Source organism: Lysinibacillus boronitolerans JCM 21713 = 10a = NBRC 103108, assembly GCF_000772935.1.
In the GTDB taxonomy this organism is placed as follows: domain Bacteria; phylum Bacillota; class Bacilli; order Bacillales_A; family Planococcaceae; genus Lysinibacillus; species Lysinibacillus boronitolerans.
In genome coordinates, this window is record NZ_JPVR01000073.1 from 118,011 (window position 1) to 131,946 (window position 13,936).

The window sequence follows — 13,936 nt, forward strand, 5'->3', positions numbered from 1 at the left end:
TCACCCTTCATCACAAAATTAGAGAATGCTTGATAGTTAATGCAGTGTATATGTTTCGCCCATACTAAACTTCGTTTGTAGCGTTAACACCGTTTCCAATAAAATATCTGCGCCCTTTGCACAATCTTCAAAGGCTGTTTCCTCTTCTTCACAATGACTCTTTCCTTGAATACTTGGAACAAAAATCATCGCGGAAGGAACCATACTTGCCATATACTGTGCATCATGTCCAGCGCCACTAAACATACGAAGAGATGAATAGCCAAAGCTTTGACAAGCTCTTTCTACTTCATTACAAATCGCACTATCAAAATACACGGTATCCCTGCCCCATAACTTGACAGGCTGAATATGGCATCCGCCTGCTGTCTCTGGAAGCGCGTTGAGAATATCCTCAACCTGTTGCATGACCTCTGGTTTCTGGTGACGTGAATCAATTGTAAATGTCACCTTATTTGGGATGACAGTATGAATATTCGGGGAAACATTCATACGACCAAAAGTAAAAACAAGTTGTTCGTCAATTTTTCCTAATTGCTCATATAGCTCTGTAATGATGGTCGATGCCACAATCATCGGGTCTTTACGCATTGACATTGGTGTTGTACCTGCATGGTTTGATTGCCCACTAATTGTAATTTCATAGCAGACCATGCCTAGTACACCCTCAACCACACCAATTTCCTGCTGTTTTGCTTCTAATACTGGCCCTTGTTCAATATGCAATTCGATATAAGCAAGTGCTTCCTTCAGACGATTGGCTTGCTCTCCCTCATAGCCACTTGCTTGTAAAGCTTCTTGAAAACGTATGCCATGTTTATCTGTGGATTGTAGCATTTTTTCTTTGTCGAATTTCGAGGTGATAACGCCTGAACTCATCATGGCTGGATCAAAACGTGCCCCTTCTTCATTCGTGAAATTGATAATCGTAAGTGGAATGTCCACCTCAATATCATTTTCCTTTATTGTTCGAATGGCCTCGATCGCTGTTAGTACACCTAACACGCCATCAAATCTTCCACCTTTTTCAACTGAATCTAGATGGGAACCCATGACAATGGGTGGCACATTTTTTTTGCCAGGGAGAGTGGCATAGATGTTGCCCATATCGTCCACCTGGATAGCCATCCCTAACGCTTTGCAACACTCACAAAAATAGTTTCTTGCTAATACATCCTCATTCGAAAGAGACAAACGTGTGACGCCACCATTTTCAGTGGCTCCAAATTGACTAAATTGTTCAATTAACTCTTGCAATCGTCTACTATTACATTTATACATATGCAAGTCCTCTCTTTCACAGTAGTTAATAAACATTCTAAAATAGATAAAATTTGTGAGATATGGATAGTAAACTAAAAAAATATGTGCAACTGCACATCATATATGGTAAGTTATGTTCATAATTAAGGGGGGGAAGTATGGGGACGATTCGTAAAATTGTAGAGGGAGTTCAATTCCCAATGCTCACATTAGTCGCTGGACATAGTGGTACGTATCGCAGAGTTACTGGTATTAATGTTGTGGAAAGCAGTGATTTAATCATGTTTTGTAGACCCAATGAATTGGTCGTCACAACAGGCATTCATTTAGATGCACAGCAAGATTCCTTGGAACAGCTTGTCAAACAGGCTTACACGAAAAAAGTAGCTGGCTTTATCATTAATACAGGACCATTCATTCCTAATATTCCAGAAGCCGTCATCTCTTTTGCCAATCAACATGATTTCCCTATTTTTCAAATGCCATGGAATTATCGCATTGCCGATCTATTAAAAACTACCTTTCAATTTATTGCCAATCACCATCAAGAGCTTTCTATCGAAGAAAAGGTTCTTTTCAATCTACTATTTCATTTCAAACAAAACGCTAACACAATGAAAGATCAACTAGCACAGCTAGGATTTCCTCAAGGAAGAGAACTAGCGATCATAACTTGTACAACCATTGGCTCTCAGGCAGCTATTGATCGTTATGAGGTGATGATCCAATTCGCTTTTCAAAATCGCTATCAACGCTTCTTAAAATTAAAGCATAAAAATCACCTCATCTTTTTAATTGATAAAGCACAAATCAATACACCTAATATACCTTTCTCAAAAGTTGTAGAAGAAATCTATGAAAAAATCACGTTAAAAAATGGCTACTTGGATATTATTATCGGCAAAGGCAACTTTCATAAAGAGCTAGAAAATGTTCGCAAAAGCTATGATGAGTCCTTAACCGTCATTCATTTCGCACAGCTTCATAACAATCGTTATTTATATAAATACAAAGAAATTGGTGCCTATAAAATATTGATGGCTGTAAAAAACCAGCCCCTCATGAAGTCGTTCAGTCAGGACATTTTAGGACAGCTTTATCGCTATGATGAATTACATGGGACAGACTATGTACCTTTTTTACGTATTTTTGTTGAGGAAAATGGCAGTACAAGCAGGATTAGTGAACGTCAATTTATACATCGTAACACGGTCCTTTATAAAATTAAGAAAATTGAAATGCTATTGGATATGGACTTAAGCAATCCCTTTACAAAGACTAATTTATATATTGCCTTTTTAATTGAAGATGTCTTAATGCATCAGTAGCCTGTTACGCCTTTAAATTAACTGAATTTTCTTTCTCATTAAATACTCCTTCTAAAATTCTTGAAGCATACATATAAAGTACAAATGGGGTCGACTGTGCATTTTTGTTGTCCACATCTGACGAAAACATATGCATGCTAATCAACTACCTGTTCAGAAGGAGTGAAGCTTCGTGACAAATGTAACAAGTCCCAATTGGCAAGTAAAAGATGAACAATTTGTATGGCACTCTATGAAGCCATACAATCCAAAAGCAACAATGATTGTCCAATCCTCTAAAGGGGCATGGATTACCGACATTGAAGGCAAACGCTATTTAGATGCAATGGCAGGTTTATGGTGTGTAAACGTTGGCTATGGACGAGAGGATATTGCCAAAGCTGCCTATGAGCAATTGCTAGAAAATACGTATACACCCTTATCTGTTGGGCATATCCCTGCTATTCAATTAAGTGAAAAAATTAGTGAACTTTTAGGGGATGATTATGTTGTCTTCTTCTCCAATAGTGGCTCCGAGGCAAATGAGGCGGCCTTCAAAATTGCTAGACAATATCATCAACAAAAAGGTCACGTCAATCGAACAAAAATTATTTCTCGTTACCGTGCCTATCATGGTAGCTCCATGGGTGCACTAGCAGCAACTGGACAAGCTCAACGAAAATATAAATATGAGCCACTGGCACCAGGTTTTTTACATGTCACACCACCTGACACTTATCGTGCCAATGAAGACCATATTCAAAGTAAGGACCCTTGTGCATTACCATCCGTCCAAGCAATCGATCATGTCATGACTTGGGAAATGTCAGATTCCATAGCAGCAGTCATAATGGAGCCTATTATTACTGGCGGTGGTGTAATTATGCCCCACGACAGCTACTTACAAGGAGTTAAAGCTGTTTGTGAGAAGCATGGCGCACTACTCATTGTCGATGAAGTCATTTGTGGTTTTGGTCGTACAGGCAAAGCTTTTGGATTCCAAAACTACGGCATCCAGCCAGATATTGTGACAATGGCGAAAGGCTTAACAAGCGCTTATATGCCACTATCTGCCACAGCGGTTCGTCGTGAAATTTATGAGGCGTTTGCTGGAACTGAGGACTATGACTTTTTCCGTCATGTCAACACATTTGGTGGATCACCAGCGGCATGTGCCGTCGCATTAAAAAATATTGAAATAATGGAGAAGGAAAATTTATTTGCCCACTCGGCTGCACTAGGTGCTACATTACTCACTACATTACAGGAGCAATTAAAGGAGCACCCGAATGTTGGAGATATTCGCGGGAAAGGCTTATTAATTGGCGTAGAGCTAGTGCAAGATAAAGTCAGCAAAACACCACTCGACATTACTCTTGTGAACAAAGTGATCACACAATGTAAGGAACAAGGGTTAATCATTGGGAAAAACGGTGTAACCGTTGCAGGCTTCAATAATGTGTTAACCTTATCTCCTCCTCTGGTTATTTCCACAGATGAGAAGAATTTCATTGTTGAAAAATTTGTGCAAGCCTTACATTCTATTAAACTGTAGGAGGAATAGCTAGATGGTAACGAATACAGACATACAGGAGTTAGGTCATTTTATCAATGGTCAAACAGCTCTAGGGAAAAGCGGTCAGTTTTCAGATGTTTACAATCCAAGCACTGGTGCTGTCATTGCTCGTGTTCCTTTGGCAACAAAACAAGAGGTACAGGAAGCAATAGCTGCTGCCCAAGCGGCTTTTCCTGCTTGGCGCGCCTTATCCGTTGGTAAACGAGCTGAAATTGTCCTTAAATTCCGCCAGCTCATAACAGAAAATATCGATGAGCTAATTGATATGATCTGCACGGAGAGTGGCAAAACGATTGAGGATGCCAAGGGCGAAATTACACGCGGTTTAGAATCTGTTGATCTAGCGATCAATGCCCCACATTTACTTAAAGGAGAGTATTCTGTGAATGTTGGTGGTCATATCAATGCTTATTCTCTGAAAGAACCATTAGGCATAGTAGCAGCTATCTCACCATTTAATTTCCCTGTCATGGTACCACTAGCAATTACAAGCATGGCGGTGGCTGTAGGGAATTGTGTGATTCTGAAGCCGTCAGAGCGGGTTCCTTGCTCTGCTTTATTTTTATCAGAGCTGTGGAAAGAGGCTGGCTTACCAGATGGGGTATGGACGGTTATTAATGGGGACAAAGATGCTGTTAATGAGCTATTATGTCATCCAGCCGTTGAAGCGATTTCCTTTGTAGGCTCTACGCCAGTTGCAGAAGCCATTTATGCTACAGCCTCTAAACATGGGAAACGTGTCACAGCACTAGGCGGAGGTAAAAATAATATGGTGGTTATGCCAGATGCTGACTTAGAACATGTAGCAAATGCTTTTTTAGGGGCTGCCTATGGAGCTGCCTCCCAGCGTTGTATGGCACTGTCAACCATTATTCCTGTTGGTGAGGATACAGCGAATAAATTAGTGGGTATTCTTGCCGATAAAATTGCCAAATTAAAAGTGGGTCCCTATACAGATGCCGAAGTTGATTTTGGACCAGTCATCACGCAGCAATCAAAGGACGCCATCATTGGCTATATTGATCGTAGCCTAGAAGAAGGCGCTACACTGGTCTGCGATGGGCGAAATCCGGAAATTGCCAAACAATCGAATGGCTTCTATCTTGGACCTACATTACTCGATCATGTAAAGCCTGGAATGGAAATTTATGAGCAAGAGGTTTTTGGGCCTGCACGTAATATCGTCCGCGTGGCAACATTAGAGGAAGCTATCGCCCTTATTAATGCCCATGAATTAGGAAATGGTGTAACCATCTTTACGAACAATGGTGCAGCCGCTCGAAAGTTTACTACTGAAATTGAAGTAGGTATGGTAGGCGTTAATGTACCGATTCCTATTCCAGTAGGCTATCATAACTTTGGTGGCTGGAAACGTTCGAGATTTGGGGAGGGACATATGTTTGGACCTGACCAAGTACGTTTCTTCACTAAAGCGAAAACCATTTCAGAAAAGTGGATAGAACAAGGGAATGATGTTACCTCATCCTTTGCATTTCCAAGTAATCAAGACTAATCATAAAAAACAAATATTCGCGTAGTCAGAAGCTACGCGAATATTTATGCTTGCTAGTGAAAAAACTGACAAGCCAAATGGTCACCAATTTTTACAGTTTAACTACTTGTTCTTTTTTTTCACTTCTTTTTCTCTTACTTCAGAGAAATCTGCTTCTTCCCCAGCCTCCATGCCATAGCTAGGATTTCTATCCATACGAGTGAATGTATCCACATCATCCTCGTCTTCAAATCGCTTTACAAGAATTGGAATCGAAATTAGCCCAGCAAGACCAACGAGTGCATAAATCCAACGAGATAAGACCGCCGTTTGTCCACCAAATAAATAAGCAACTAAATCAAATCTAAAGAATCCAATGAGTCCCCAGTTGATTGCACCTATAATAACTAATACTAAGGCGATTCTATATAGCACGCTCATGTGTACACCTCCTTTATCATCAATACTCCAAGCTATATTTCTTAGCAGGGAGGTGTCATAAAAAGCGATAAAATGACAAAGACTAGTCATTACAACCGCCGTTTTGACGGTCTTATTTTTTGCAATAACAACTTTTTTATACTGTGTACAAATGGCGTAATGACGTACTCTGATGAACGGTATTACTTGGATGGATTTTTATGTGTTTGCTCATGCTGAAGCAGCCATTCTTTGCGCCACATCCCGCCTCCATAACCTGTCAGCGTTCCATTAGAGCCGATAATTCGATGACATGGCACAACAATGCTGATATTATTTTTACCATTCGCACTGCCAACAGCCCTTACAGCTTTTTCATTGTTAATGGCAATGGCGATATCCTTATATGAAGCCGTTTCACCAAAGCCTACACTCGGTAATGCATGCCATACAGCCTGTTGAAAGTCTGTACCTTGAAATACATAAGGAAATGAGAACTCCTGGCGTACACCTAGAAAATACTCATGCAATTGCTTAACACACTCTAGTAAAACTTCAGGTGTGTCATGCTGAGGAGTGTTGACGACCTGCTCTCGCTCTGCAAAGTTAATGGCATCAATTGCTGTATCATTTCCCTCAACTTCTATAATTCCAATTGGTGATGGATAATCTAATTTATATCGTTTCATACAGTGACCTCCATAAATAAAAGGTGGCATACGCTTGCCAGCCTTGCCAATGTTTCGCGTAGTTCTTCATTTCTTCCATCGTTGGTTTTCGTTCGAATGCTAGTTGTATTTTTAAAGCATTATGCAGACCAACATCTGCTATCGGAAATGCTGTCGGTTGTTGCAGACATTTCATAAGCACATAATCTGCTGTCCATGCACCAATTCCTCGAATGTCCATTAAACTTTTTTTCATGGCTTCGTAGCCCTCTTTTTGACATAGCAAATCTTTTGTCAATTGACCGCTTGCTATACTTTTGGCAATATCAATAATGTATTCTGATTTCCTCCGTGTAAATTGGAGGTTTCTCAAATCATCTACCTGAATAGCCGCTATTTTCTCTGGCGTTGGAAACAACCAATAGCTTTGCCCTTCAAAGTAAACATATTCTCCAAAATGCTCGACAAATCGCTTTTTTAACGTATAGGCAAAAGTTAAATTTATTTGTTGACCAATTATCGCCCAAGCGATTGCTTCAAATAAATCAGGAATCCCGATTAACCGTAATCCGCTATATTTTTTCACAAGTGGCTTTAAGATTTGATCGTTTTTAGCCATCTGGTAATACCCCTGCAAATCCGTTGTTAAATCAAACCACTCTGCGACATATTGTGCGATGATTGCCTGTTCATGGCTAGATGGCTGTTTCATTGGAAATGTGACTATTATTTTATGATCTTGCTCAGTTATTTCACATAAAATAATTTGGTCATTCATCTTCAATAATTTGTAGAGCACATCATCCTTTATATGATGAAGAATTTCGTGAGGTGAACGCTTTAAGAACTGCAAACACTCTCTATAATTAAATGCTTGTGGTAACTCGATAACTAAATAACCACCATCGTTCGTCCATTTCATATCATCTCCACCTGCTACGATAGGTTACGATATTCTGTAGGTGAACAATTTTTCAGTCGTCGAAAAACTTTATAAAAGTTAGATGGACTTTGAAAGCCTGCTTCATAACAAATTTCTAAATTTGTATAGTCTGTATGTTTTAATAGATGGGCAGCCTTATCAATTCGAATTTTTTCTAAATATGTTCGGGGCGTCTCAGCTGTCTCTTGTTTAAATAGTCGTTCTAGATGAAAGGGACTGAGGCCAACATGTTCCGCCATATCCTGTAAAGTCACTCTTTGCTTATATTCGTTAATGATAAAAGTTGTGACACTTTTAATTAATTGCGTATGTGGGGAATGTTCGATTTCAGGCTGACATCGTTTACATGCCCGATAGCCAGCCGCCTCCACCTCTTGGATATCTTCATAAAATTCAACATTCATTTTTTTCGGTTTTCTGGATTTACAGGAAGGACGGCAATAAACCTTAGTAGTTTTAACCGCTGTATAAAAAAGCCCATCATAGGTTTGATCACAAGCTATAATTTTTTCCCACTTCTCCTCAAAAGATAAATGGATTGCATTGTCCACGATTATCTCACCTCATTCTTATTGGCTATACATATAACGAAGAAGTATCTTGGTCTTTTAATAATTGTGCAGCATGTTGTGTTAAATGCGCAATTATTTTATCTGAAAGTGCGTTGCCAATACTAAAACGCTTTACCCCTAATTCTTTTAATAGCTTGACATTCGTTAAACCAGGTAAAGAAAGAAGATTAATGGGCGCAATTACATTACAAGCCATCGCTTTTATTTCATTGACATCTGTTAAGCCTGGGATAAATACACCGCTTGCCCCACTTTCGATATAAGCTTTTGCTCTTGTCATTGTTTCCTCAAATGGTCGCTCCAATTGAAAATACGTATCTGTCCGGGCATTTATAAAGAAATTTTTATAACCATGATTATCTAATTCTTTCCTCACATTTGTTATCAAATGACAGTGTTCAATTATGCTTCTTAAGCCTGCTTGATGTTTAAGGGAATCTTCAATGTTAATTCCTGCTACCCCTACATCTGCCGCTCTTAAAACATTGTCGATAATTTTCTGCTCATCATGGCCATACCCCGCTTCAATATTTGCTGATACGGGGATATTCACTTGCTCTGTAATGGATTGAATAATGGTGAGATGTCGTTGAAAATCGATCTGTTCACCATCCGCATAGCCAAGCGAATTCGCTATGCCCCAGCTTGTTGTCCCAATAGCTTGAAAGCCTGCCTTTTCTAATGTTAATGCGGATAACACATCCCAAGCATTCCCAATAAATAATAGCTCTTGTGAAAAATGTAAATCATGAAATTGCTGAATTTTTGACATAATATAAGCCTCCATACTGTTTGTTAGACCTTATATTATCAGGAACTATCCGTTTATTTCGTCCTCAATCTTGCTGTTATGGTCTGTACTATTTTTGTGATATGGATAAGCCGTCAATGATGAATAAGACCAACTGGTGGTGCTATCGTGTTACAGAATGTAGCAGAGCTATTGAAAAATAATGTACGAGCCGGATACATCGTTGGTAGAAGGGGTGATGAAGTGTTTTAGTCATTTGTCCATATACTTATTAAAGGATGTTGTGCAGCTATCTGAAAATCTAAGACTGCAGCTTGAACAGCATTCGTTTCCAGTTGTTGGTCACAAATCAAGTAGCTTTGGTGTGATATGCTTTGTGAAGGATAATACATTCATTCCTTAATATTAAGATGTGATAAAGCTTTATATCAGGCCAAATACCATGGTAGAAATCGTTTGGAATTTTTACTAGATGATACAAGTCGGGAGATGAATAAAGAGGCATCATTAACATGACACCTCTTTGTAAAAGAAAACCTATTTTGATTCTAAAAAGCTGGCTTTGGAAAGAAACCAAAGTCAGCTCGCTATCCTTTTGAAACTAAATTAAGTAAGTGCCTGTTCCTTCGCAAGCTTTCGTTGTAAGGCAATTTCTTGGCGTTTTTCTTTCGTTACTCGTTGCCAAATGACTACTGTAATGAATCCAATAATAGCTAAGCCTAATAAAATACCAAAGAATACTTTATAGCCCGCTGTGCCACCCCAGTAATCTAAACAAGCACCTGCAATAATCGGCATAAAGATTTCACCACTATAACCAATTATCATCAGTGGCATGGACACCGTTCCTGTTGATTCTACTGGATAATCGCCTTCTACTAGGATTGCAAAATGCATAGCTTGCAAAGCATACATAGATGTATAGATAATCCCAATGAACACTAAAAGCATAAGGATAAAAGAAGCTTTTCCTGGCAATAAAATGAGCCCTACTAAACCAAATGCTAATAAAATATAGCCAATTAACACCATATTCGACACACCAATGCGGTCGCCTATGATTCCTGCACCAAAACTACCAATTGGACGACAATATTGCGAGAAATAGCCCAACGCTGCAGCAATTAACGTAGACGCACCAAATGCCGCTGTAGCATAAGGTGTGATGTAATAATAGCTTATAATCATTGCATAAGACGTAAAGATAAGGATCGTTGCTAGCCAGGTAGTTGGCATCTTCAATACTTTCCAAAGTACTGCCCAATCAAACGATTTACTGCTCTCCTTGTCTCCAGGACTGACAGTTGCTTGGTCTGGATCTTTATACAGCATCATAATCATGAAGCCCAACAAAAGACAAATCACAGAATACACCGTAATAACTGCTGAGAGAGCCATTTTATCACTCATATGTTTTGCAAAAAAAGCAAAGATCCCTAAAATCACAGCAGATTGAATAATATTGGTTACACCACGTCCGCCTTCAAAAAATCCAAAAGCTTTTCCTTGTTCATTTTCAGAGCCTAAAGAACGAACCGCTTTTACTAATGCTCCCCAGAACGTCATAATGGACGTGATGCCCCAAGCAGCATGAATCAGTAGAAGTACTGGATAGGGTGGATACAATAATAATGTAAACCCTAATAATCCTGTGGCTACTAAAGAAATAGTTAATAAATATTTCGTTTTCCAACGATCTGCACAAAATCCTCCAAAAATATAAGAAATTAAACAACAAACACCATACGCACTACCAAGTGTCCCCATTTGTGTATTGGTTAAATGAAACGCATCCAGAAAGACATCATAATAGTAGTTTCTAAAATAAGGCAATGCGTAAATTAATGCACCTGAAACAGCTAAAATAACTAAAGTAGCTGTATTCTTTTTTAACTTAGCCTCCATATGTTTACCCCTTATATGTTATTTACAAGCCGTGACGTTTAATTTTTTGATCCCATTCCTTATAGAAGACCTGTTTATCATTTTCTTTGATGGCCATTTCGCCAACAATTTGGAAGTTTTCCTGATCGGATGTTTTGGTAACAGTAATATCAGCGTCAATCCACCAGCCTTCACGACCAATTTTCATCTTTTGATAGATTGTATACTGAGCTGACAGTGGATCAGCATTCGTTAAGGTCAATTCTCGTTTCAAATTATGTTCTACAGTGACATCAATATCATCAAAGCGATAAATGCCTTCACCAAATACGCCTCCAACCCCATCTGTAATGCATGTCCATGTATCTGTTAAAATATCATAGGATATAGAACGATCGACTCTTCCTTCTTGTAGCGTTGTGATTGGCGTTAATGGTGCACTTTCAGCATTCATATTAGGCCCTACTACTTGCTGACCATGGAAGGTTGGCAATGATAAGGTAGCCGTTTCTAGATTTAATGTCAATGTAGCGTCTTCTGGCATTGGCCAAAACATCGGCCAAAACGTTGTAGCTAAGGATAGACGTAAACGATGCCCTGCTTTAAATTGATGTCCACAGCAATCTAACTGCACAAAGGCCTTCACTTTTTCACCAGGTGTTAACGGGTCTACACGATCATGCCCATTTAAGTGTGTGAGGTTCATCACGCCATAGGATACACGTGTGACAGCTCCGTCGGGTGCTACGTCTGATAGCTGTGCAAACAGCATTGCATGTGGTTTGTCACTCATTAATTCCACTTCAAATTTTGGATAGCCCACAATCTCTAAGGCATTCTCTAGAATATCCGTTTCAAAAACCATTGCCATTCCATCGTCTAATCGTTGGTCTGCTGGACTTTCCCCTAGTACGCCAGCGCCCATCCATTCACCAGATAAAAGACCATGATTTAAAGGGGTTTTTAGTAGGACTTGCTCTTGTTGCTCGCTACGATTTTCTATTAGTTTTCCATGTGTCAATTGATAAACATTTGTTTGTACCGCTTTCGCATCTGGCCATGCTTCTAATCCAACCCAATAGCCTTTGCTTATTGGTTTCTTAACGGATGGCTCCATGCTTTCTTCTACCCAAACATTCACCATTGGTCCTTCCATTACATCATTATCTATTCCTTTTAACCAATGATCCCACCATTTCACAGCTTCTTGTAGAAAGCCCATTGCAGGACCTGGCACTCCATCATGTGGATAAACATGTGCCCATGGGCCAATGATGCCTTTTCTCGGAACAGAAAGCCCTTCCATTAAACTTAGGACGGTATTCGTATAGGAATCTTCCCAGCCATCCAGCGCAAAAACAGGGATTTCTATGTCCTGATAATTCTCACAAACGGAACCATGTTTCCAATAATCGTCTCTTGTTTGATGCTCCATCCATTGCGCCATCCACAAAGGCATATTCTCTAATCTTTCCATCCATTTATCACGCCAGCCATCACCAACAATATGGGGATCAATCGGACGTAGCTGGTAGGCTAACATAATAGCGCCCCACCAGAAATTATCGTTTAATAAACAACCACCCTTATAGTGAATATCATTGTTATAACGATCATCTGTAAAGCCTACTGTAATAATCGCTTTTAACGCCTTTGGTCGACGAGCTGCTACTTGAAGAGAATTAAAGCCGCCCCACGATTTCCCCATCATCCCGATATTACCATCACACCAGCTTTGATTAGCAATCCATTCAATGACTTCAAGGGCATCATCCTGCTCTTGCTTAAGATATTCGTCCTTTAATAAACCATCTGACTCCCCTGAACCCCGCATATCCACTCGCACAACAGCATAACCATGTCCCGCAAAATAACCGTGCATAGGCTCATCTCTTGCTCTTGTCCCATCTGTTTTACGATAAGGAATATACTCTAAAATGGCTGGTACTTTCTCTCCCAATTTCACATTTGGTAGCCAAATACGACTAGAAAGCTTTGTGCCGTCTGCTAACTCGATCCATGTGTTTTCAATCGTTTCATATGTACACGCAAATTGTGTCACAATTTTTTTACTCATTGCATAATCCTCCCCTTTTGTCTAAGTGCAAGACTCCCTGTTATAGCACCCTCTTCGTCTAATTATTCAGAATCTTGATTATTTAGTAATCATGATTATAAAATAATTGTGATTAGTATATCACCTGAAATTCTAATGCACAACTCTGAAAATGATAAAAGCTAATGCTATAATGAAAGAAGATAATTAAAATTGTTATGCTATAATAAGTTTAAACTAGTTATAAATAGGTAAATATATACATTTAATTAATGATTTTACATTACTTATTTGTTCGTTAGGGGGATATTACTTTGAAGAAAAAGGAAATACAAAGGAGTCGTATGTGGAAATATTTTGTAGACGCTACTGCGGAAATCATCGAAGAAGAAGGGCTGGAACATGTCACGATCCGAAAGGTTGCTGATAAAGCCGGTTACAACAGTGCTACTATCTACAATTATTTTTCAGAAATATCGCATCTTCTATTTTTTGCATCCATGAGATGTATGCAAGACTATACCAACGAAGTTGCTCGCTACATAGAAAGAGGCAAAGACCCTATTGAGAAATACTTATTGGCTTGGGAATGCTTTTGCCAATATTCCTTCAAACAACCTCAGATTTTTCACGCCGTCTTTATTATGGATTTAGGGGAAACACCAGAGGCACTATTGGAAAATTATTATAATTTTTACCCGAATGATTTAATCAATATCCCTGAGGATTTAAAAACCATTTTATTTCAACACAGTCTAACAAAACGAGGGCGTTCTATGTTAGAGATCGCTTTAAAAGAAGGCTACTTAACTGAAGGTAATGTAGATGCCATCAATGAAATTACACTTTTAATTTGGCAAGGTATGTTTACAAACCTATTGAATAATCGTAAAAGTTATGATGCTGAACAAGCAACGGCAATCGCTATGAAATATATTACAGAGATTGTTCGTAATGCCAATCTTTTTGATGAGCAAAATAAAAACAAACAACAATAATTATGC

Annotated in this window: 12 protein-coding genes; 4 read left to right on the forward strand and 8 right to left on the reverse strand. The window is 39.0% G+C overall.

Going from position 1 to position 13,936, the window contains the following annotated elements:
- Positions 1-36: 36 nt before the first annotated feature.
- Positions 37-1,281: a Zn-dependent hydrolase gene (locus CD31_RS11040; protein WP_036077641.1), complete on the reverse strand. Its 1,245-nt coding sequence runs from the start codon at positions 1,279-1,281 to the stop codon at positions 37-39.
- 140 nt (positions 1,282-1,421) lie between these two features.
- Here CD31_RS11040 and CD31_RS11045 point away from each other — a divergent pair, with 140 nt between their 5' ends.
- The 3 genes from CD31_RS11045 to CD31_RS11055 all read left to right on the forward strand — a co-directional run bounded on the left by CD31_RS11045 (position 1,422) and on the right by CD31_RS11055 (position 5,659).
- A complete protein-coding gene (locus CD31_RS11045; protein WP_036077642.1) occupies positions 1,422-2,591 on the forward strand; it encodes a PucR family transcriptional regulator in 1,170 nt (389 codons plus the stop codon).
- Between the two features lie 172 nt (positions 2,592-2,763).
- A complete protein-coding gene (locus CD31_RS11050; RefSeq protein WP_036077645.1) occupies positions 2,764-4,125 on the forward strand; it encodes an aspartate aminotransferase family protein in 1,362 nt (453 codons plus the stop codon).
- A gap of 13 nt (positions 4,126-4,138) precedes the next feature.
- Positions 4,139-5,659 carry a CoA-acylating methylmalonate-semialdehyde dehydrogenase gene (locus tag CD31_RS11055; protein WP_036077646.1) on the forward strand — a complete coding sequence of 507 codons (1,521 nt, stop codon included), beginning with the start codon at positions 4,139-4,141 and terminating at the stop codon, positions 5,657-5,659.
- 102 nt (positions 5,660-5,761) lie between these two features.
- Here CD31_RS11055 and CD31_RS11060 read toward each other — a convergent pair whose 3' ends face one another.
- The 7 genes from CD31_RS11060 to CD31_RS11090 all read right to left on the reverse strand — a co-directional run bounded on the left by CD31_RS11060 (position 5,762) and on the right by CD31_RS11090 (position 12,953).
- A complete protein-coding gene (locus CD31_RS11060; RefSeq protein WP_036077648.1) occupies positions 5,762-6,079 on the reverse strand; it encodes a DUF378 domain-containing protein in 318 nt (105 codons plus the stop codon).
- 182 nt (positions 6,080-6,261) lie between these two features.
- Positions 6,262-6,747: a methylated-DNA--[protein]-cysteine S-methyltransferase gene (locus tag CD31_RS11065; protein ID WP_016992599.1), complete on the reverse strand. Its 486-nt coding sequence runs from the start codon at positions 6,745-6,747 to the stop codon at positions 6,262-6,264.
- Positions 6,734-7,648 carry a DNA-3-methyladenine glycosylase family protein gene (locus CD31_RS11070; protein ID WP_036077650.1) on the reverse strand — a complete coding sequence of 305 codons (915 nt, stop codon included), beginning with the start codon at positions 7,646-7,648 and terminating at the stop codon, positions 6,734-6,736. The genes CD31_RS11065 and CD31_RS11070 overlap by 14 nt, the downstream gene beginning before the upstream one ends.
- 14 nt (positions 7,649-7,662) lie before the next feature.
- Positions 7,663-8,220 carry a bifunctional transcriptional activator/DNA repair enzyme AdaA gene (locus CD31_RS11075; RefSeq protein ID WP_036077653.1) on the reverse strand — a complete coding sequence of 186 codons (558 nt, stop codon included), beginning with the start codon at positions 8,218-8,220 and terminating at the stop codon, positions 7,663-7,665.
- 25 nt (positions 8,221-8,245) lie between these two features.
- Positions 8,246-9,013 carry an isocitrate lyase/PEP mutase family protein gene (locus CD31_RS11080; RefSeq protein ID WP_036077656.1) on the reverse strand — a complete coding sequence of 256 codons (768 nt, stop codon included), beginning with the start codon at positions 9,011-9,013 and terminating at the stop codon, positions 8,246-8,248.
- Between the two features lie 585 nt (positions 9,014-9,598).
- Positions 9,599-10,897: an MFS transporter gene (locus tag CD31_RS11085; protein WP_036077658.1), complete on the reverse strand. Its 1,299-nt coding sequence runs from the start codon at positions 10,895-10,897 to the stop codon at positions 9,599-9,601.
- A gap of 22 nt (positions 10,898-10,919) precedes the next feature.
- Positions 10,920-12,953 (reverse strand): CocE/NonD family hydrolase, encoded by a 2,034-nt coding sequence (locus CD31_RS11090; protein ID WP_036077660.1) that lies wholly within the window; start codon positions 12,951-12,953, stop codon positions 10,920-10,922.
- A 323-nt stretch (positions 12,954-13,276) separates the two neighbouring features.
- On the opposite strand from CD31_RS11090, the gene CD31_RS11095 reads away from it, so the two are divergent.
- Entirely contained in the window at positions 13,277-13,930 is a 654-nt protein-coding gene (locus CD31_RS11095; protein WP_052125374.1) for a TetR/AcrR family transcriptional regulator, read from the forward strand.
- Positions 13,931-13,936 lie beyond the last annotated feature (6 nt).